Source organism: Streptomyces sp. NPDC001781, assembly GCF_053596035.1.
The window spans coordinates 23,653-44,158 of sequence record NZ_JBSFFI010000041.1 but is presented as its reverse complement, the minus strand read 5'-3'; the positions used below and the strand labels follow the sequence as shown (position 1 = coordinate 44,158).

Here is a 20,506-nt window from a genome sequence, read left to right as displayed (position 1 = left end):
ACTGAGGGTTACCGCCTGCTGGTCAACCCGACCGGCCGCTTCGAGATCGGCGGTCCGATGGGCGACGCCGGCCTCACCGGCCGCAAGATCATCATCGACACGTACGGCGGTATGGCCCGTCATGGTGGCGGCGCCTTCTCGGGCAAGGACCCGTCCAAGGTGGACCGCTCGGCCGCGTACGCGATGCGCTGGGTCGCCAAGAACGTCGTGGCCGCGGGCCTCGCCTCGCGCTGCGAGGTCCAGGTCGCCTACGCGATCGGCAAGGCCGAGCCGGTCGGTCTCTTCGTCGAGACCTTCGGCACCGCCAAGATCGAGCCCGAGAAGATCGAGAAGGCCATCGACGAGGTCTTCGACCTCCGCCCCGCCGCGATCATCCGCGACCTCGACCTGCTGCGCCCGATCTACGCCCAGACGGCTGCCTACGGCCACTTCGGCCGCGAGCTGCCCGACTTCACCTGGGAGCGCACCGACCGCGTCGACGCCCTGCGCGAGGCCGCCGGCATCTGATCCGCACCACGTGCACCGGGGCCCGGCCTCCCTTCGGGGACGCCGGGCCCCGGTGTGCTTGTCGGCACACCGGAAAGCGGTGCTGTCCGTGGACTTTGGTAAGAATGCAGGCGTGAGCAGCGACAACGGGCCGGGGGACGGCGGGGCCGAGGAGGCGCCGCCAGAGCAGCTCGCGCTCATCCGGGAGAGCGTGCGCGGCGCAGACGTACCGCGCGCCAAGCCGCGCACCTGGCGGGGTGCCGCGCTCGCCAAGGACCGGCCGGTCGCCCGGGTGCTCGTCGACAAGGGCGTCCTGCATCTCGACCGCTACTTCGACTACGCCGTGCCCGAGGAGCTGGACGCCGACGCCCAGCCCGGCGTGCGGGTCCGGGTGCGGTTCGGCGCCGGGCGGCACCGGGTGCGCGACGGGCGGCGCGAGGGCGGGGGTCTGATCGACGGCTACCTGATCGAGCGGCGGGCCGAGTCCGACTACTCGGGGCCGCTGGCCGCGCTCGCCCAGGTCGTCTCCCCGGAGCCGGTGCTCGGCGAGGAACTCCTCGGGCTGGCCCGCGCCGTGGCCGACCGCTACGCGGGCAGCCTCGCGGACGTGCTGCAACTGGCCGTTCCGCCGCGCAGCGCCCGCGCGGAGAAGCGCGCCTCACCGGAGCCCCTCCCCGCGCCCCCCGCCCCGGACGCGGGCACCTGGGCCCGCTACGAGCACGGTCCCGCCTTCCTCGACGCCCTTGCCTCCGGCGGTTCGCCCCGCGCGGTGTGGAACGCGCTGCCCGGACCCGAGTGGAGCGAGGAGATCGCCCGCGCCGTCGCCGCCACCCTCGCCTCGGGACGCGGCGCGCTGGTCGTCGCCCCCGACGGGCGGACCGCCGCGCGGGTCGACGCGGCGCTGACCGGGCTGCTCGGCGAGGGCCGCCACGCGCTGCTCACCGCCGACGCCGGACCCGAGAAGCGGTACGCGCAGTGGCTCGCGGTCCGGCGCGGCTCCGTACGGGCGGTGGTGGGCACCCGTGCCGCCATGTTCGCGCCCGTGCGGGATCTCGGACTCGTCACCGTCTGGGACGACGGCGACGACAGCCACAGCGAGCCGCACGCGCCCCAGCCGCACGCCCGCGACGTCCTGCTGCTGCGCGCCTCGCTCGACAAGTGCGCCTTCCTGGCCGGGAACCGGAGCTGCACGGTGGAGGCGGCGCAGCTCGTCGAGAGCGGCTGGGCACGGCCCCTGACCGCCGCACGCGACCAGGTCCGCCGCACCGCGCCGCTGGTACGGACCGTCGGGGACACCGACCTCGCGCGCGACGAGGCCGCCCGCGCCGCCCGGCTGCCCAGCCTCGCCTGGCAGGCCGTCCGGGAGGGGCTCAGGACCGGCCCGGTGCTGGTCCAGGTGCCCCGGCGCGGCTACGTACCCCGCCTGGCCTGCGCCCAGTGCCGGGCGCCCGCACGGTGCGCGCACTGCGCCGGGCCGCTCCAGGCGCAGGACGCGGGGGCGCTGCGCTGCGAGTGGTGCGGGCGCGAGGAGCACTCCTGGCACTGCCCCGAGTGCGGCGGCTTCCGGCTGCGCGCCCAGGTCGTCGGCGCGCGCCGTACCGCCGAGGAACTGGGACGCGCCTTCCCCGCCGTGCCGGTACGCACCTCCGGACGGGAGCACGTGCTCGACACCGTGCCGGACGCGCCCGCGCTGGTCGTCAGCACACCGGGCGCCGAGCCGGTCGCCGAGAGCGGTTACGCGGCCGCGCTGCTGCTCGACGGCTGGGCCATGCTGGGCCGGCCGGACCTGCGCTCCGGCGAGGACGCGCTGCGCAGATGGATCGGCGCGGCCGCGCTGGTCCGGCCGCAGGGCGACGGCGGGACCGTGGTGGTCGTGGCGGAGCCGACCCTGCGGCCCGTGCAGGCGCTCGTGCGGTGGGACCCCGTCGGGTTCGCGGTCCGCGAGCTGGCCGAGCGGGCCGAGCTGGGGTTTCCGCCGGTGTCCCGGATGGCCGCGGTGTCCGGGACACCGGAGGCCGTCGCCGAGTTCCTCGCGGCCGTCCAGTCGCCCCCGGACGCCGAGGTGCTCGGCCCGGTGCCGCTGCCCCCGACCCTGCCCGGCCGCCCGCGCCGCCCCGGCGCGCCTTTGCCGGGGGAGCAGTGGGAACGGGCGCTGATCCGCGTCCCGCCGGGCAGCGGCTCCGCCCTGGCCGCCGCCCTGAAGACGGCACAGGCGGCACGGATGGCACGAGGCGGCGGAGAGCCGGTACGGGTGCGGATCGACCCGCCGGACATCGGCTGACGGCGCGAGCCGCGCACACCAACGCCCTCCCGGCCGCTTGCCGGCAGGGCGCGCCCCTTCCCCGGTCAGCCGCTGCGGGGTCCGGGGAAGGCCGGGGGCCTCGGATCGTCCCGCAGGGTGGGGCTGCCCGACGTCGGCTGGGTCGGCATGGAGCGGGCCGCGGGGACGGTCGGCACACCGGCGTCGAGGGTGCGGGTGCCCGACGGCTCCCCGGCCCGCTCCGCGTCGGCCGCGGCCTGGGCGGCGGCCCGCCGGGCGCCGTAACGGCGGTGCACGGCCTGCTTGGTGACGCCGAGCGCGGAGCCCACCGCGTCCCACGAGAACCCGAGCGAACGGTCGAAGTCCACGGCCGCCGTCACCAGGGTCTCGACGCTGTCCCGGAGTTCCTGGGCGAGGCGGACCGTCGGGGCCGGGGCGCGTCCGTAGACGACGAAGCCGGTGGACGGGCCGGAGCGGCGGGGACGGTAGACGTTGCCGAGCTGGGCGGTGAGGGTGCGCAGCGCGTCCACCTGCCTGCGGACCCGCTCGATGTCCCGCACCAGCAAGTGCAGGCTGGCACGGGCCTGGGCGTCGTGGGTTGCGTGGTCGGCCATGAACAAGCCTCTCGAACCGGCGTTGAAAGGAAGTGGGCGGCCGAAGCGGCCCGAAGTGGTCAACTCTCTCTTGACCAACGCGTGGACGCTCCGCTGGTCACGGGGTGGGGGCGCGCGGGGTGTGCGTGTACGCCGGGGTGTCCCGCCCGCCCACCGCCTGTCCGCCGCGGGCCGGAGGGCCGCAGGACATGTGCGGGCGGATCGCCGTCGGCGGCCGCCGTGTCCTGCGGCAGCCATAGACTGTTCCGCTGCCGTCCGCTGTCGTTCGAGAGGCTCGTTCCTGACCATGAAGCTCGTCTTCGCCGGTACCCCCGAGGTCGCCGTTCCCGCTCTGGACGCCCTGATCGCCTCCGGGCGGCACGAGGTGGCCGCCGTCGTCACGCGGCCCGACGCGCCCGCCGGGCGGGGGCGCAGGCTGGTCGCGTCGCCCGTGGCCGAGCGGGCGGAGGAGGCCGGGATCGAGGTGCTGAAGCCGGCCGGTCCGCGCGATCCGGCGTTCCTGGAGCGGCTGCGTGAGATCGGCCCGGACTGCTGCCCGGTCGTCGCGTACGGCGCCCTGCTGCCCCGCGTCGCCCTCGACATCCCCGCCCACGGCTGGGTCAACCTGCACTTCTCGCTGCTGCCCGCCTGGCGCGGAGCCGCCCCCGTGCAGCACTCGGTCATGTCGGGCGACGAGATCACCGGCGCCTCCACCTTCCTCATCGAGGAGGGCCTGGACTCCGGTCCGGTCTACGGCACCGTCACCGAGGAGATCCGCCCCACCGACACCAGCGGCGACCTGCTCACCCGGCTCGCCTTCGCCGGCTCCGGGCTGCTGGTAGCCACTATGGACGGCATCGCGGACGGCGCCCTGAAGGCCGTACCGCAGCCCGCCGAGGGGATCACGCTCGCGCCGAAGATCACGGTCGAGGACGCCGAGGTCGACTGGGCGGCGCCCGCGCTGCGCGTCGACCGGTTGGTGCGCGGCTGCACGCCCGCCCCCGGCGCGTGGACCGTCTTCCGGGGCGAGCGCCTCAAGCTCGTGCAGGTCACACCTGCGCCCGAGCGGACCGACCTGGCGCCCGGGGCGCTCGCCGTCGGCAAGAACAGCGTGCACGCGGGTACCGGCTCCCACGCCGTCGAGCTGGTCTGGGTGCAGGCGCAGGGCAAGAAGCCGATGCGGGCCGCCGACTGGGCGCGCGGGGCGCGGATCGCCGAGGGCGAGTCGCTCGGCGGCTGACACCCCGCGAGTGGGGGGTGACGGTCCGCCGACGTACGCTGGTGACCGCACCCCCTGAACACCCCCGGAGCACCTTTCCCGTGAGCGAGCAGTCCCGTCGGCCGCACCGGCCCGCCAAGCCCTACCGGCGCCCCCAGAAGGACCCCGTCCGCGTCCTCGCCTTCGACGCGCTGCGCGCGGTGGACGAACGGGACGCCTACGCCAACCTCGTGCTGCCCCCGCTGCTGCGCAAGGCGCGGGAGAACGGCGACTTCGACGCGCGGGACGCGGCCCTCGCCACCGAGCTGGTCTACGGCACGCTGCGCCGCCAGGGCACCTACGACGCGATCATCGCCAGCTGCGTGGACCGCCCGCTGCGCGAGGTGGACCCGCCGGTGCTCGACGTACTGAGCCTCGGCGCGCACCAGTTGCTCGGCACGCGCATCCCCACCCACGCCGCCGTGTCGGCCTCGGTCGAACTGGCGCGGGTGGTGCTCGGCGACGGGCGGGCCAAGTTCGTCAACGCCGTGCTGCGCAAGATCGCCCAGCACGACCTGGACGGCTGGCTGGAGCGGGTCGCGCCGCCCTACGACGAGGACCCCGAGGACCACCTCGCCGTCGTCCACTCCCACCCCCGCTGGGTCGTCTCGGCGCTGTGGGACTCCCTCGGCGGCGGACGCGCCGGCATCGAGGAACTCCTCGCGGCGGACAACGAGCGTCCCGAGGTCACCCTCGTCGCGCGCCCCGGCCGGTCCACCACCGAGGAACTGCTGACCGAGGACGCCGCAGTGGCCGGCGACTGGTCGCCGTACGCGGTGCGCCTCACCGAGGGCGGCGAGCCCGGCGCGGTGGAGGCCGTGCGCGAGGGGCGGGCCGGTGTGCAGGACGAGGGCAGTCAGCTCGTCGCCCTCGCCCTCGCCAACGCCCCCCTCGACGGCCCCGACGAGAAGTGGCTCGACGGTTGCGCGGGCCCCGGCGGCAAGGCCGCCCTGCTGGCCGCCCTGGCCGCCGGGCGGGGTGCCACCCTGGTCGCCTCCGAGAAGCAGCCGCACCGCGCGGGCCTGGTGGCCAAGGCGCTGGCCGGCAACCCGGGCCCGTACCAGGTGATCACCGCCGACGGCACCCGTCCGCCGTGGCGCTCCGGCACCTTCGACCGCGTGCTGATGGACGTCCCCTGCACCGGCCTCGGCGCCCTGCGCCGCCGTCCCGAGGCCCGCTGGCGCCGCCGCCCCGAGGACCTCGAGAACTTCGCACCGGTCCAGCGAGCCCTCCTCCGCACGGCCCTGGACTCCGTCCGCGTGGGCGGAGTCGTCGGCTACGCCACCTGCTCCCCGCACCTGGCGGAAACCCGCGCGGTGGTGGCCGACCTCCTCAAGCAGCACCCCGACGCCGAACTCATCGACGCCCGCCCCCTCCTCCCGGGCGTCCCCGACCTCGGTGAAGGCCCCGACATCCAGCTCTGGCCCCACAGGCACGGCACGGACGCCATGTACCTGGCCCTGATCCGCCGCACAGCGTGACCCGGTGATTCTCCGGCGCGCGCTGGAACACGCCGGCGGCAGCCGACCCAGGGCGCGGGGGCACCGCGCGACAAGCCACGGCGGACCGGCACCCGACCGACAGCCCCCACCACCCGGGACCTGACCCCGCACCCCCCGAAGGGGCATGGCAGGCTTGGTCCATGGCCGCGCAGATCAACCCCAGCATCCTGTCCGCAGACTTCGCCCGCCTCGCCGACGAGGCGAAGGCGGTCGAAGGCGCCGACTGGCTCCACGTCGACGTCATGGACAACCACTTCGTCCCGAACCTCACGCTCGGCACCCCCGTCGTGGAGTCCCTGGCCCGCGCCACGGACATCCCGCTGGACTGCCACCTGATGATCGAGGACCCCGACCGCTGGGCCCCGCAGTACGTCGAGGCGGGCGCCTCCTCGGTGACCTTCCACGTCGAGGCTGCGCGCGCCCCCGTCCGGCTCGCCCGCGAGATCCGCGCCAAGGGCGCCCGCGCCGCCATGGCCCTCAAGCCCGCGACGCCGATCGAGTCGTACGAGGACATGCTCCCCGAGCTGGACATGCTGCTGGTCATGACCGTCGAGCCGGGCTTCGGCGGCCAGGCGTTCCTCGACATCACGCTGCCCAAGATCCGCCGTACCCGCGACCTGATCGCCAAGCACGGCCTGCAGATGTGGCTGCAGGTCGACGGCGGTGTCTCGGCCGAGACGATCGAGCGCTGCGCCGAGGCGGGGGCGGACGTGTTCGTCGCCGGATCGGCCGTGTACGGGGCCCAGGACCCCGCCGAGGCGGTCCGTGCGCTGCGCGCGCGGGCGGACCGGGCGATCACCGATTCGTCCTGGGCGTGCGGCCACTGAGCCACACGTAGGTGAACGGTTGAGAGAAGGCCGCCCATCAGGGCGGATTCACGGCGCCGGATCTGCGAGGATGAACGGCGAATCCAGAGTGTGAACAGCAGTGAGGAGAGCGCCGTGTCGGGTATGTCGGCGGGCCGGTCAGCCATGCGGATGGGACCCGCTGAGCTGGTGCAGGCGGCGGCCATGGCCCGCCGCTTCTACCTGGAGGGCAAGTCCAAGATCCAGATCGCCGAGGAGTTCGGCGTCAGCCGCTTCAAGGTGGCCCGGGTCCTGGAGACCGCCCTCGAACGGGATCTCGTCCGCATCGAGATCCGCGTCCCGGCCGAGCTGGACGCCGAGCGCTCGGACGCGCTCCGCGCCCGGTACGGCCTCAGGCACGCCGTGGTGGTCGAGTCCCCGGCCGAAGCCGAGGAGACCCCCGACCCGGAGAACCTGGGCGAGGTCGCCGCCGACCTGCTCGGTGAACTCGTCGACGAGGGCGACGTCCTCGGCCTCGCCTGGGGGCGCTCCACCATCCACATGGCGGCCGCCCTGGACCGGCTGCCGCCGTGCACGGTGGTGCAGTTGACGGGTGTGTACGACGCCGGGACCGCGGAGCGCGGGTCGGTCGAGGCCGTCCGCCGGGCCGCCCAGGTGTCCGGCGGGGACGCCCACCCCATCTACGCGCCGATGCTGCTGCCGGACGAGGCCACCGCCGCCGCCCTGCGCAACCAGACCGGTATCGCCCGCGCCTTCGAGTACTTCGACAAGGTCACGGTCGCCTGCGTCTCCATCGGCTCCTGGGAACCGGGCATCTCCACGGTGCACGACATGCTCAGCGACGAGGAGCGCGCGCACTACGCCTCGCTCGGGGTCGCCGCCGAGATGTCCGCGCACCTCTTCGACGCCGACGGGCGCCGGATCGGACGGGACCTGGGGGAGCGGTGCATCACGGTCAAGACCGACCAGCTGCGCCGTATCCCCGAGGTGGTGGCCATCGCGGGCGGGCAGCGCAAGGCCCCGGCGATCGACGCGGTGCTGCGCTCCGGACTGGTCACCAGCCTGGTGACGGACACCTCGGCCGCGGACTACCTGCTCACCGCCGGCGCCGCGCCGAAGCCCGCGCTCAGCCGCGCCGACCCCGACGGGGTCTGAGCCGGAACCGGGGCGCAATGCTGCCACGGCGGGCGCGCCGTGGCAGCATCCTCGGCATGCTGCCGCGGTTCGTCCCCCAGATCCTGAACACAAGCAGCGGCCGGGCGCGTCTGCTCGCCTGCGTGCTCGCCGTCCTCGGCCTGCTGCTGGCCGGCTGCGCCGGTACGGACACCGCCACCGGGACCCCGGCCGGCTCCCACCGGTCCGGTCCCGCGGCCCCGGCGCCGGCCTGGGCCCGGGGCATGGCCACCGTCCCCGAGTCCCGGCTGCCCGCCGAGGCCCGGCGCACCCTCGCCCTCATCGACAAGGGCGGCCCCTATCCGTACGCGCGGGACGGGATCGTCTTCGGGAACTTCGAAGGGCACCTGCCCGCACACCGGCGCGGTTACTACCACGAGTACACCGTGCCGACCCCGTCATCGAGCGGCAGGGGCGCCCGCCGCATGGTCACCGGGGACGGCGGGGAGTTCTACTACACCGATGATCATTACAACTCGTTCCGGGCGGTGCTGAGATGAGCGAAGACCTGGTCGACCGGGTCGCGGTCACCCTCGACCTCGAGGGAGTCCGCGACAAGGCCGGGCTGATGGACCGGACCGCGGCCGCGCTGAACCTGCCCGACTGGTTCGGCCGCAACTGGGACGCCCTGCTGGACTCCCTCTCCGACACCACCGTCTGGCCCCCGGCCGCCGTCGAGCGGGGGCTGCTGGTCGTCGTGCGGAACTGGGAGCCGTTCGCCGAGCTGAACGGGCAGGAGTGGCGCATCGCGCGGGACGTGTTCTCCGAGGCCGTGGACCGCGCCTCGGGCCTCGACGTCGTGCTGGCTCTTGGAGGAACCTCCGAGCTGTGACCGCGGGTCCCTGGAGGTTCCGTGAGGGCGTGACCAGGGCCCTGGCATGGGAGAATGAAGTACGTGCTCTTTCCCCCTGGCGCACCCGTCAGGGGGTCACCTCTGATCGACTGGGATGTGCGGCACGTGCGTTTCCTGAATGACATCCAGCCCGCCTACGACCTGACGTACGACGACGTCTTCATGGTGCCGAGCCGATCGGCGGTCGGCTCCCGGCAGGCGGTGGACCTCGGCTCTCCCGACGGCACCGGTACCACCATTCCGCTGGTCGTCGCCAACATGACCGCCATCGCGGGACGCCGGATGGCGGAGACGATGGCCCGGCGCGGCGGCCTGGTGGTCATCCCGCAGGACATCCCCATCGACGTCGTCACCGAGGTCGTCTCCTGGGTCAAGAGCCGCCATCTCGTGCTGGACACCCCGATCGTGCTGTCCCCGCACCAGACGGTGGCCGACGCGCTGGCCCTGCTGCCCAAGCGGTCGCACAACGCCGGTGTCGTCGTGGACGCGGACCACCGTCCCGTCGGTGTCGTCACCGACCAGGACCTCAGCGGGGTCGACCGGTTCACCCAGCTCGAAGTGGTCATGTCCCGTGACCTGCTGCTGCTCGACGCCGGCATCGACCCGCGCGAGGCGTTCAACATCCTCGACGGGGCCAACCGCCGCTACGCCCCGGCCGTCGACGCCGAGGGCCGCCTCGCCGGCATCCTCACCCGCAAGGGCGCCCTGCGCGCCACCCTGTACACCCCGGCCGTGGACGCCGACGGCAAGCTGCGCGTCGCGGCGGCCGTGGGCATCAACGGCGACGTGGCGGGCAAGGCCAAGCAGCTTCTCGACGCGGGCGTGGACACCCTCGTCATCGACACCGCGCACGGCCACCAGGAGTCGATGATCAGCGCGGTCCGCACCGTGCGCGCGCTCGACCCGCGGGTGCCGATCGTCGCGGGCAACATCGTGTCCGCCGAGGGCGTCCGCGACCTGATCGAGGCGGGCGCCGACATCATCAAGGTCGGCGTCGGACCGGGCGCCATGTGCACCACCCGGATGATGACCGGCGTGGGCCGCCCGCAGTTCTCCGCCGTGCTGGAGTGCGCCGCCGAGGCGAAGAAGCACGGCAAGCACGTGTGGGCCGACGGCGGTGTCCGCCACCCGCGCGACGTCGCCATGGCCCTCGCGGCCGGTGCCTCCAACGTCATGGTCGGCTCCTGGTTCGCCGGAACCTACGAGTCGCCCGGCGACCTCCAGCAGGACGCCGACGGCCGCCTGTACAAGGAGTCGTTCGGCATGGCGTCCGCCCGCGCGGTGCGCAACCGCACCTCCGAGGAGTCGGCGTACGACCGTGCCCGCAAGGGGCTCTTCGAGGAGGGCATCTCCACCTCCCGCATGTTCCTCGACCCGGCCCGGCCGGGCGTGGAGGACCTGGTCGACTCGATCATCGCGGGTGTCCGCTCCTCCTGCACCTACGCCGGTGCCGGTTCGCTGGAGGAGTTCGCCCGGAAGGCCGTCGTGGGCATCCAGAGCGCGGCCGGATACGCCGAGGGCATGCCCCTCCACGCGAGCTGGAGCTGACCCCTTCGCACCCTTTGACCTGGGAGCTTCCCAGGTTCGGGGGTGGGCGCGGTTCGTGTTCTACTTCATAGGAGAAGTGACCGGACCGACGAAGTGAACCACCCCCTGTGCTGAACGATCTCGACGAACGCATCGTGCACGCCCTCGCCGAGGACGCCCGCCGCTCCTACGCGGACATCGGGCAACTGGTCGGCCTGTCCGCGCCCGCCGTGAAGCGGCGCGTGGACCGGCTCCGGGCCACCGGAGCAATCACCGGGTTCACCGTCCGGGTGGACCCGGTGGCCCTCGGCTGGGAGACCGAGGGGTACATCGAGATCTACTGCCGCAGCAACACCTCGCCGGAGACCATCCTGCGCGGTCTGGAGCGCTACCAGGAGGTGGTGGCCGCGTCCACCGTCACCGGGGACGCGGACGCCATCGCCCAGGTCTTCGCCTCCGACATGCGGCACTTCGAGCGGGTCCTGGAGCGGATCGCCGGGGAGCCGTTCGTGGAGCGGACCAAGTCGGTGCTGGTGCTCTCCCCCCTGCTGCGCCGCTTCTCCTCGGGCGCGCCGGGCTGACCCGCCGCGGGACGGCCGGGCCACCCGCGGGGACCATGGCGCTCCCGGTTCCGTTCGGCTCCCGCGAGGACGCCCTGGCCGCCGACCCCCGTGCCCTGCACGAGGAGTTCCGCGACGGCGGTCCGAACCGGGTGCCGGAACGCGCCGCTCACCGTGGCCCCCGTGCTCCCCGGTGAGCTGGCCGGACAGGGGCCGCGTCGACGCGCCCCGCGGCGGCTCGGGGTCCGCCTCGGGCGCGGCCGACCCCGAGCCGCCGCGGGAGACCGTGCGCGGACCGCGCGCTGCAGCCGTTCGCCACGCGCGCATCCGCGGCCGGCGCAACGAATCGCCGCCGGGGGAGCCGCCGACGCAACGAACCGCGCACCGGCGCGCAACGCGTGCTTCTTGTCCGGGTGAGCGCGCCGACCGTACCGTCTTACTGGCTTCCCGATGCCCCCCGAATCCCCCTTTTCCCCGGTGAGGAACACCCATGCGCACCGCCCTGCTCCAGAGCTCCGGCCGCCCCGGTTCCGTCGCCGAGAACCTCAAGGTCCTCGACGAGGCCGCGGGCCGGGCCGCCGAGGCGGGCGCCGGGCTGCTGGCCGCACCGGAGATGTTCCTGACGGGGTACGCGATCGGCGGCGAGATCCCGCGCCTCGCCGAGCCCGCCGACGGGGACTCGGCCGACGCCGTCGCCGACATCGCCACCCGGCACGGCCTGGCCGTCGCCTACGGCTACCCCGAGCGCGAGGGCGACACGGTCCACAACTCCGCCCAGATCATCTCGGCCGAGGGCGTCCGGCTCGCGAACTACCGCAAGACCCACCTCTTCGGCTGCTTCGAGCGCGACCACTTCACGCCGGGCGAGCGGCAGGTCGTCCAGACCGAGCTCAACGGCCTCACCGTGGGCCTGCTGATCTGCTACGACGTCGAGTTCCCGGAGAACGTCCGCGCCCACGCGCTGGCCGGCACCGACCTGCTGATCGTGCCGACCGCGCAGATGCACCCGTACCAGTTCGTGCCGGAGTCGATGATCCCGGTACGGGCCTTCGAGAACCAGATGTACGTGGCCTACGTCAACCGGGTCGGCCAGGAAGGGGAGTTCGAGTTCGTCGGACTCACCACGCTGGCCGGGCCGGACGGGGTGGCCCGCGTCCGCGCCGGGCGCGCCTCGGCCGAGCTGGTGTTCGCCGACGCCGACCCCGCCTTCCTGGCCGCCTCCCGCGAGGCCAACCCGTACCTGAAGGACCGCCGCCCCGGTCTGTACGGCTCGCTCACCGTCTGAACCTTCCCCACAGTTCGTCGCAGTACTTCCGCGCAAGGAGTCCGTACCCCATGACGTCCACGGTGCCCAACGCCGTCGAGCACGCCGACGAGCAGCAGCCGCCGATCACCATGTTCGGCCCGGACTTCCCCTACGCCTACGACGACTTCCTCGCCCACCCGGCGGGGCTCGGCCAGATACCGGCGACCCAGCACGGCACCGAGGTCGCCGTCATCGGCGGCGGCCTGTCCGGCATCGTCGCCGCCTACGAGCTGATGAAGATGGGCCTCAAGCCCGTCGTCTACGAGGCCGACCAGCTCGGCGGCCGGCTGCGGACCGTCGGGTTCGAGGGCTGCGACGAGTCGCTGACCGCCGAGATGGGCGCGATGCGCTTCCCGCCGTCCTCCACGGCCCTCCAGCACTACATCGACCTCGTCGGCCTGCACACCCGGCCCTTCCCCAACCCGCTGGCCGAGGGCACCCCCTCGACCGTCGTGGACCTCAAGGGCGAGTCGCACTACGCGGAGACCGTCGACGACCTGCCCCAGGTCTACCGGGACGTCGCCGCCGCGTGGGGCAGGTGCCTGGAGGAGGGCGCGGACTTCTCCGACATGAACCGCGCCATGCGCGAGCGTGACGTGCCCCGCATCCGGGAGATCTGGGCCCAGCTGGTCGAGAAGCTGGACAACCAGACCTTCTACGGCTTCCTCTGCGACTCCGAGGCGTTCAGGTCCTTCCGGCACCGCGAGATCTTCGGTCAGGTCGGCTTCGGCACCGGCGGCTGGGACACCGACTTCCCCAACTCCATCCTGGAGATCCTGCGCGTCGTCTACACCGAGGCCGACGACCACCACCGGGGCATCGTCGGCGGCTCCCAGCAGCTGCCGCTGCGGATGTGGGAGCGCGAGCCGGAGAAGATCGTCCACTGGCCCTACGGCACCTCGCTGGCCTCCCTGCACGTGAACGGCGAGCCCCGCCCGGCCGTGACCCGGCTGAACCGCACCTCCGGCAACCGGATCACGGTCACCGACGCGGGCGGCGACATCCGCACCTACCGGGCGGCCGTCTTCACCGCCCAGTCCTGGATGCTGCTCTCCAAGATCGCCTGCGACGACTCGCTCTTCCCGATCGACCACTGGACCGCGATCGAGCGCACCCACTACATGGAGTCCTCCAAGCTCTTCGTGCCGGTGGACCGGCCGTTCTGGCTGGACAAGGACGAGGAGACGGGCCGGGACGTCATGTCGATGACGCTCACCGACCGGATGACGCGCGGCACCTACCTGCTGGACGAGGGCCCGGACAAGCCGGCCGTCATCTGCCTCTCGTACACCTGGTGCGACGACAGCCTGAAGTGGCTGCCGCTGTCCGCGAACGAGCGGATGGAGGTCATGCTGAAGTCGCTCGGCGAGATCTACCCGAAGGTCGACATCCGGAAGCACATCATCGGCAACCCGGTGACCGTCTCCTGGGAGAACGAGCCCTACTTCATGGGCGCGTTCAAGGCCAACCTCCCCGGCCACTACCGCTACCAGCGGCGCCTGTTCACGCACTTCATGCAGGACCGGCTGCCCGAGGACAAGCGGGGCGTCTTCCTCGCCGGTGACGACATCTCCTGGACGGCCGGCTGGGCCGAGGGCGCGGTCCAGACCGCGCTGAACGCGGTCTGGGGCGTGATGCGGCACTTCGGCGGCGAGACCGACCCGACCAACCCGGGCCCCGGCGACGTGTACGACGAGATCGCACCCGTCGAGCTGTCCGAGGACTGAGCCGCGGGGCCGGGCGGGCGCGGGCGGACGGGTTCAGACCCCGGCCGCCCGCGCCTTCTCGTACAGCTCGGCGGCGGTGTCCTTCAGCTCGGCCGCGTCCCGTGCCTCGCTCTGGACGTCCAGGAGTATCTCCGCGTCCGGGACGATGCCGGTGTGCGCCGCGATGTCGGCCGTGATCTGGTCGGTGTCCCCCTGGAACAGCGGGCGGTCGGCGGCGGTGTCCGGCTTGGCGGCCACGCGCGCGTTGACCCTGATGACCGTACGGAGGGGCTCCGTGCGGCCGGTCTCCCCGGCCAGGTCGCTCAGAGCACGCCACTGGGCGGCGAGCTGCTCCGGACCGTAGGCGCCCGGCAGCCAGCCGTCGGCCCGCTCCACCAGCCGCCGCATCGCCCGCCGGTTGGTCGCGGCCAGCAGGACGGGGATCGGCCGCACCGGCTTCGGGCCGACGACCGCGGAGGCGATCTCGGCGGTCCTGCCGCGATGGACGACCGGATCGGGACCCCACACGGCCCGGCACACCGCGATCACCTCGTCCAGCGCGGTGCCGCGCTCATCGAAGGGCAGCACGCCCGAGGCCGCGTACTCGTCCAGGGACCAGCCCGTGCCGAAGCCCGCGACGACGCGCCCGCCGCTCACCGCGTCCAGCGTGGCCAGCGACTTGGCGAGCTGGAACGGCAGGTGCAGCGGAGCCACCAGCACGCTGGAGCCCAGCTCGGCCCGCGAGGTGGCGGTGGCGGCCAGCGTGAGGGTGACCAGCGGGTCGGCCACACCCCGGTAGTACTCCGGCCACGGCGCACCCGGTATGCCGTAGAGCCCCTGGGTGGCGGGCTCCGGGACCAGGGCCCGCTCGAAGACCCACAGGCTGTCGTAACCGGTCTCCTCGGCGGCGCGCGCCACGTCGGGCACGTCCCTGCCGAGGTCGTACTGGCGCATCTGGGGAAGGCCGAGGCCCAGCCTGGTCGTCATACCGGTCTCCTTCGCGTCGGGATGTCCCCTCAACGCACGGCCCCCACCCGGCTGTTCCGTACCTCACCCGACGGGGTGGCTTCCGGACGGCTCAGTGCCCGAACTCACCGAGCGGTGTCAGCAGCATCCGCCCCGCGAAGCCGACCGCGGCGTCCAGCCGGGCGGTGAACTCCTCGGCCATGTCGCCGCAGCGCCGCAGCGCCCACAGCACCCGCGCCGCCGACCAGGTGGCGTCGCGGGCCCGTTCCAGGCTCCACGCGCCCAGCAGGTGTGTGATCGGGTCGGCGATCTGGAGCAGGTCGGGACCCGGCATCAGGTCCTCGCGGACGCGTTCCTCCAGCTCCGCCAGCAACTCGCCCACCCGGTCGAACTCGTCCTCCAGCTCGGCCGGCGCGCAGCCCAGCGCCTGGCAGGTGTCGACCACGGCGAGAGCCAGGTCGTGCCCGATGTGCGCGTTGATGCCGGCCAACGCGAACTGCAGCGGCCGCACACCGGGATGACGGCGGAACTGGAACAGCGGGCGCCAGCAGGCCGGCGGACGGCGGTCGTCCTCGGCGGCGTCCACGGCGTCGAGGTAGCGCTCCGCGAACCGGACGTCCAGCGCCGCCGCCGCGCACGCGTCCGGGAACTCCCCGGCGTCCAGCCGCCGGTCCACCTCCTCGGTGACGGTGAGGTAGACCCGGTTGAACACGGCGACGCCGTCCTGCTCGGGCAGCGCCGCGTCGAGCGCGCGTATCCGCGCCAGGACGGCGTCGACGGGGGTGGTGGAGTATCGCGGCAGCACCATGGAGGAAGGGTGGCAGCCGCGCACCGGCCGGTGGGCCGACCGGCCCGGTGCTTCGCCGGAACGAGCGAACGCCGGGCCGGAGGGCACTCCTACGGCCGCTCGGGGCGGGCCTGGTTCTCCTCGGGCTCGTCGTACGCCGAGGTGCCTTCGTCCAGCAGCGGTTCCTGCGTCTTCAGGTGCGCCGGGGCGAAGGCGCGCAGCGCGTGGTAGCCGGTGATGACGACGAGGGTGCCCAGCGCGATGCCGCTCAGCGAGAAGGTGTCGGTGAACTTCATGGTGACGTTGCCGACGCCGATGATGATGCCCGCCGCCGCCGGGACCAGGTTCAGCGGATTGCGCAGGTCCACCTTGCCGTGCAGCCAGATCTGCGCGCCGAGCAGGCCGATCATGCCGTACAGGATGACGGTGATGCCGCCGAGGACACCGCCGGGGATCGCGGCCACCACCGCGCCGAACTTGGGGCAGACGCCGAAGAGCAGGGCGAAGCAGGCGGCGGCCCAGTAGGCGGCCGTGGAGTACACGCGGGTCGCGGCCATCACGCCGATGTTCTCGGAGTAGGTGGTGTTCGGCGGGCCGCCCACCGCGGTGGAGAGCACCGAGGCGAGACCGTCCGCCGAGATCGCGGTACCCAGCTTGTCGTCCAGCGACTCGCCGGTCATCTCGCCGACCGCCTTGACGTGGCCCGCGTTCTCCGCGACCAGCGCGATCACCACGGGCAGCGCGACCAGGATCGCCGACCACTGGAACGTCGGCCCGTGGAAGGAGGGCAGCCCGATCCAGTCCGCCTTGGAGACGCCGGAGAGGTCCAGACGCCAGTGGTCGGTGACCTTGCCGCTCGCGTCAACGGAGTGGATCTTGCCGAGGGTCAGATCGAAGATCCAGGAGATCAGGTAGCCGAAGACCAGGCCCAGGAAGATGGCGATGCGCGACCAGAAACCGCGCAGGCACACCACGGCCAGCCCGGTGAACAGCATCACCAGCAGCGCCGTCCACTGGTCCTGCGGCCAGTACGTCGTCGCGGTCACCGGGGCCAGGTTGAAGCCGATCAGCATGACCACGGCGCCCGTGACGATCGGCGGCATCGCCGCGTGGATGATCCGCGCGCCGAACCGTTGCACCGCGAGACCCACCAGGAACAGCACCACGCCGACGACGAGGATCGCGCCGGTCACGGTCGCGCTGCTGCCGCCGTCCGCGCGGATCACCGCGGCGACGCCCACGAAGGACAGCGAGCAGCCGAGGTAGCTGGGCACCCGGCCGCGGGTGGCGAGGAGGAAGATCACCGTCGCCACACCCGACATCATGATCGCCAGGTTGGGGTCCAGGCCCATGAGCACGGGGGCGACGAAGGACGCGCCGAACATCGCCACGACGTGCTGGGCACCCAGACCCACCGTGCGCGGCCAGGTCAGCCGTTCGTCGGGGCGTACCACCGCTCCGGGCGCGGGACTCTTCCCGTCACCGTGCAGCTTCCAGCGCACGCCGAGGTCCATGGTGGGGTTTCGCTTTCTCTGTACTGAAGACGGTCCGCACCATTGTCAGGGGTGCCGAGGTGCGCTTCGCGCCCGCGGTGCCCCACGCGCGCCGGGAACGGGTGTCTGGGGGTCCGTCCTGACCAGCCAAGTTACCCCCGGGCAGTCCTGAGCGGTCGCTTAGTATGGTCGGGTCAGGGGGTGCGCGCCGCCCCGCCCGCCGTGCCCAGGAGCCGTGCCCGTGACCGCCGAAGCCCCGCCCGTCCCCACCGTCCCGTACGGCCAACTCGTCCCCGTCGCCGTGCACTTCGACGACCTGGACGCGCTCGGGCTGCTGCACAACGCCCGCTACCCGCTGCTGGTCGAGCGGGCCTGGACCGAGCTCTGGAACGCCCGCGGGGTCCGCTTCGACGGCGACTGGGCGGCGGCCGGCGACGCGTGCAACGCGGTCCGTGAACTGGTCATCGGCTATGAGGCGCCCGTCACCCGCCCCGGCACCTACGCCGTCCACCTCTGGCTGGAGCGGCTCGGCACCACCGGCCTCACCTACGGCTTCCGGCTCTGCTCTGCCGACGGCGCCACCACCTACGCGCGCGGCACCCGGGTCCTGGTCCGGCTGGACGCGGGCACACTGCGGCCCGCGCCCTGGAGCGAGGGGTTCAGGCAGGCGGGCCGGGAACTGCTGCGGCCTGCCGGCTGACCTCGCCGCCACCGCGCTCGGCGGTGCGCAGCACCCCCGCGAACCCGGCCAGCGCACAGGCCAGCACGGTCACCACGACGAACGACACGGTCAGACTGGTCGCCTGCGCCACCCCGCCGATCAGACTCGGCGCGATCAGCCCCGAGGTGTAGGTGATGGTGGCCACGCCCGCGATGGCCTGGCTCGGGTTGGGCCCCGAGTGCCCGGCCGCCGCGAAGCAGAGCGGGACGACCACCGCGATGCCGAGGCCCATCAGCGCGAAGCCGGTCATCGCCAGAGGGGGCCGGTCCGCGAGGACCACGAGCAGCCCGCCCACCCCGGCGAGCAGGCCGCCCGCCCGGACCGTGCGCACCGCGCCGAAGCGGTTCACCACCGCGTCCCCGGCGATCCGGGCGACGGCCATGGTCAGCATGAACCCGGTGGTGGTCGCCGCGGCCAGGCCCGGCGAGCCGTCCAGCCGGTCCCGCAGGAACACCGCCGACCAGTCCAGGCTCGCCCCTTCCGCGAACACCGCGCAGAAGCCGATCGCGCCGATCAGCAGGGCCGAGCGGGGCGGCAGCGCGAACCTCGGCGGCGGCTCCTCGTCCTCGGCGGGCTGCACGTCCAGCACCCAGACGCAGGCCATCTGGCCCAGCAGCGTGAGCACCGCGGCGGCCAGCAGATGGTGCAGCCGGGCGTCCGAGCCGAGATGCGCGGCCAGCGTGCCCGCCGCAGAGCCGACCAGCGCGCCCGTGCTCCACATGCCGTGCAGCCCCGACATGATCGACTTGCCGAGCAGCCGCTCGATCTCCACCCCGAGCGCGTTCATCACCACGTCCGCCATGCCGGAGGCGGCGCCGTAGGCGAACATCCCCAGGCACAGCGTGAGCAGGTTCGGCGCCAGCGAGGGCAGCACCAGGGAGAGCGTCCACAGCGCGAGCAGCCCGCGCAGGGCCGTACGGCTGCCGAAGCGGTGGCCGATCCGGCCCGCCAGCGGCATCGCCACGGACGCACCGAGCGCCGTGAAGGCGAGCGCGAACCCGAGCCGGCCCGCGCTCAGCCCGGCGTGCTCCTGGATCCAGGGCACGCGGGTGGCGAAGGAACCCGTCACCGCTCCGTGCACGGCGAACACGGCGGCCACGGCGTACCGGGCGCGCCTGACCTCCCCGGCCGGCCGGCTCACGTCACCCATCTTCACGTCCCTCCCGGGGGGATCGCCCGCTGTGCCGCCCTCCGGCACCCGCGCAAACTATCAGGGACCCTGCCTGATAGGCAGAGCGCGTTCGGAGGTCCGCGTCTGGGAGGATGCCCGTCATGCCCGCATCACCGAGCACCGCACGGGCCATCAACGACCGGCTCGCCCTGCGGCTGCTGCAGCAGGAGGGCCCGCTGACGGCGGGACAGCTCAAGCAGCTCACCGGACTGTCCCGGCCGACCGTGAGCGACCTCGTCGAGCGCCTCACCGTCTCCGGTCTGATCAGGGTGGTCGGGGAGTCGGGGGAGCAGCGCCGGGGCCCCAACGCCCGGCTCTACGGCATCGCCGCCGACCGTGCCCACCTCGCCGCCCTGGACGTCCGCACCGGGGGAGTCCTGGTGCTCGTCTCCGACCTGGTCGGGCGGGTGCTGGCGGAGGTGGCGGCGCCCATCGACGCCGGGGGCGGTACCGGCCCCGCCGTCGAGCAGGCGGTCGCGGCCGTCGAGGAGGCGGCGCGGAAGGCGGGGCCGGGCGCCTGGACGGGGTTGCACACCGTCGGGATCGGCGCGCCCGGCCTGGTCGACCCCGCCACCGGTGACCTGCGCGACTCCAGCGGACTGCCCGGCTGGCACCGCAGTCTGGTCGCGGCCCTCCAGCGGCGGCTGCCCGGGGCGCGGGTCACCGTCGAGAACGAGACCAACCTCGCGGCCGTCGCCGAGCAGCGCGAGGGTGCCGCGCGCGACCGGGACACGTTCGTGCTGCTGTGGCTGGGACACGGGGTCGGCGCCGCAGTCGTCCTCGACGGCCGCCTCCGCCGGGGCGCCTCCGGCGGTACCGGGGAGATCGGCTTCCTGCCCGTCCCCGGCACCGGTTCGCTGCCTTCGGCGACCGACTGCGACGGCGGCTTCCACGCCCTGGCGGGCGCCGCCGCGATCGGGGCCCTCGCCCGCGAGCAGGGCCTTCTGGCCGAAGGCCCGCTGGACGGACCGGGAGCCGCACGGCTGGTCGCCCGTGCGGTGACCGCCCAGGACGCGCCCGCCATCCGCTTCCTCGACACCCTCGCCGACCGCGTCGCCATCGGCACCGCCGCCGTGACCGCCATCCTCGATCCCGGCTGCGTGGTCCTCGGCGGCGAGGTCGGCCAGGCGGGCGGTGAGGCTCTCGCCCGGCGCGTCGACGCCCGCCTGAAGCGGCTGTCCCCCCTGCCCGCCGAGGTCCGCCCCGGCACCCTCGGCGGCGCGGCGGTCCTGCGCGGCGCCCTGCTGACGGCCCGCGACCGGGCCCAGGACGAGCTGTTCGCGCCGTAGAGCGTGCCCGCGGCGTCCCGCCCGGCCCCCGACGCCCCGCGCGTCGTCC

Annotated in this window: 20 protein-coding genes; 15 read left to right on the top strand and 5 right to left on the bottom strand. The window is 73.7% G+C overall.

The features are described 5' to 3' along the window. A partial coding sequence (locus tag ACWCV3_RS26955; protein ID WP_451229291.1) for a methionine adenosyltransferase domain-containing protein occupies positions 1-507 on the top strand: 507 nt, incomplete at its 5' end. 112 nt (positions 508-619) lie between these two features. Beyond that, the gene (locus ACWCV3_RS26950) at positions 620-2,767 is read left to right on the top strand and encodes a primosomal protein N' (protein WP_451229288.1); all 2,148 of its coding nucleotides are present in this window, start codon (positions 620-622) and stop codon (positions 2,765-2,767) included. 65 nt (positions 2,768-2,832) lie between these two features. Here the strand turns inward: ACWCV3_RS26950 and ACWCV3_RS26945 are convergent, their stop codons facing one another. Beyond that, a complete protein-coding gene (locus tag ACWCV3_RS26945; protein ID WP_451229285.1) occupies positions 2,833-3,360 on the bottom strand; it encodes a hypothetical protein in 528 nt (175 codons plus the stop codon). A gap of 286 nt (positions 3,361-3,646) precedes the next feature. Here ACWCV3_RS26945 and fmt point away from each other — a divergent pair, with 286 nt between their 5' ends. The 11 genes from fmt (at position 3,647) to ACWCV3_RS26890 (ending at position 14,051) form a co-directional block, all read left to right on the top strand. Beyond that, positions 3,647-4,579, top strand: a complete 933-nt coding sequence (gene fmt / locus ACWCV3_RS26940) for a methionyl-tRNA formyltransferase (protein ID WP_451229282.1) — start codon at positions 3,647-3,649, stop codon at positions 4,577-4,579. 80 nt (positions 4,580-4,659) lie between these two features. Beyond that, positions 4,660-6,078 (top strand): RsmB/NOP family class I SAM-dependent RNA methyltransferase, encoded by a 1,419-nt coding sequence (locus ACWCV3_RS26935; protein WP_451229279.1) that lies wholly within the window; start codon positions 4,660-4,662, stop codon positions 6,076-6,078. A 161-nt stretch (positions 6,079-6,239) separates the two neighbouring features. Further along, on the top strand, positions 6,240-6,926 hold the full coding sequence (rpe, locus tag ACWCV3_RS26930; RefSeq protein ID WP_451229277.1) for a ribulose-phosphate 3-epimerase: 687 nt from the start codon (positions 6,240-6,242) through the stop codon (positions 6,924-6,926). Between the two features lie 90 nt (positions 6,927-7,016). Further along, entirely contained in the window at positions 7,017-8,060 is a 1,044-nt protein-coding gene (locus ACWCV3_RS26925; RefSeq protein WP_451229275.1) for a sugar-binding transcriptional regulator, read from the top strand. A 56-nt stretch (positions 8,061-8,116) separates the two neighbouring features. Further along, positions 8,117-8,578: a ribonuclease domain-containing protein gene (locus tag ACWCV3_RS26920; RefSeq protein ID WP_451229272.1), complete on the top strand. Its 462-nt coding sequence runs from the start codon at positions 8,117-8,119 to the stop codon at positions 8,576-8,578. Further along, complete coding sequence (locus ACWCV3_RS26915) at positions 8,575-8,910, top strand: barstar family protein (protein ID WP_451229269.1); 336 nt, start codon at positions 8,575-8,577, stop codon at positions 8,908-8,910. Before ACWCV3_RS26920 ends, ACWCV3_RS26915 begins: the two co-directional genes overlap by 4 nt. Positions 8,911-9,036: 126 nt before the next feature. Continuing rightward, a complete protein-coding gene (locus tag ACWCV3_RS26910; protein ID WP_451229266.1) occupies positions 9,037-10,479 on the top strand; it encodes a GuaB1 family IMP dehydrogenase-related protein in 1,443 nt (480 codons plus the stop codon). A gap of 107 nt (positions 10,480-10,586) precedes the next feature. After that, positions 10,587-11,039 (top strand): Lrp/AsnC family transcriptional regulator, encoded by a 453-nt coding sequence (locus ACWCV3_RS26905; protein WP_451229263.1) that lies wholly within the window; start codon positions 10,587-10,589, stop codon positions 11,037-11,039. A 35-nt stretch (positions 11,040-11,074) separates the two neighbouring features. Continuing rightward, positions 11,075-11,215, top strand: a complete 141-nt coding sequence (locus ACWCV3_RS26900) for a hypothetical protein (protein WP_451229261.1) — start codon at positions 11,075-11,077, stop codon at positions 11,213-11,215. A gap of 293 nt (positions 11,216-11,508) precedes the next feature. After that, the gene (locus tag ACWCV3_RS26895; protein ID WP_451229259.1) at positions 11,509-12,303 is read left to right on the top strand and encodes a carbon-nitrogen hydrolase family protein; all 795 of its coding nucleotides are present in this window, start codon (positions 11,509-11,511) and stop codon (positions 12,301-12,303) included. A gap of 50 nt (positions 12,304-12,353) precedes the next feature. Beyond that, positions 12,354-14,051, top strand: coding sequence for a flavin monoamine oxidase family protein (locus tag ACWCV3_RS26890; RefSeq protein ID WP_451229256.1), 1,698 nt, complete (start codon positions 12,354-12,356; stop codon positions 14,049-14,051). A gap of 33 nt (positions 14,052-14,084) precedes the next feature. Here ACWCV3_RS26890 and ACWCV3_RS26885 read toward each other — a convergent pair whose 3' ends face one another. The 3 genes from ACWCV3_RS26885 to ACWCV3_RS26875 form a co-directional block, all read right to left on the bottom strand. Continuing rightward, complete coding sequence (locus tag ACWCV3_RS26885; protein ID WP_451229253.1) at positions 14,085-15,017, bottom strand: LLM class F420-dependent oxidoreductase; 933 nt, start codon at positions 15,015-15,017, stop codon at positions 14,085-14,087. Between the two features lie 91 nt (positions 15,018-15,108). Next, positions 15,109-15,804 (bottom strand): DUF5995 family protein, encoded by a 696-nt coding sequence (locus ACWCV3_RS26880; RefSeq protein WP_451229250.1) that lies wholly within the window; start codon positions 15,802-15,804, stop codon positions 15,109-15,111. A gap of 89 nt (positions 15,805-15,893) precedes the next feature. Beyond that, complete coding sequence (locus ACWCV3_RS26875) at positions 15,894-17,297, bottom strand: uracil-xanthine permease family protein (RefSeq protein WP_451229247.1); 1,404 nt, start codon at positions 17,295-17,297, stop codon at positions 15,894-15,896. 220 nt (positions 17,298-17,517) lie between these two features. Here ACWCV3_RS26875 and ACWCV3_RS26870 point away from each other — a divergent pair, with 220 nt between their 5' ends. Then, positions 17,518-17,976, top strand: a complete 459-nt coding sequence (locus ACWCV3_RS26870) for an acyl-CoA thioesterase (RefSeq protein ID WP_451229244.1) — start codon at positions 17,518-17,520, stop codon at positions 17,974-17,976. Here the strand turns inward: ACWCV3_RS26870 and ACWCV3_RS26865 are convergent. Beyond that, the gene (locus ACWCV3_RS26865; protein ID WP_451229241.1) at positions 17,936-19,147 is read right to left on the bottom strand and encodes an MFS transporter; all 1,212 of its coding nucleotides are present in this window, start codon (positions 19,145-19,147) and stop codon (positions 17,936-17,938) included. The genes ACWCV3_RS26870 and ACWCV3_RS26865 overlap by 41 nt on opposite strands. A gap of 122 nt (positions 19,148-19,269) precedes the next feature. On the opposite strand from ACWCV3_RS26865, the gene ACWCV3_RS26860 reads away from it, so the two are divergent. Then, positions 19,270-20,457, top strand: a complete 1,188-nt coding sequence (locus ACWCV3_RS26860; RefSeq protein ID WP_451229238.1) for an ROK family transcriptional regulator — start codon at positions 19,270-19,272, stop codon at positions 20,455-20,457. Positions 20,458-20,506: the final 49 nt, after the last annotated feature.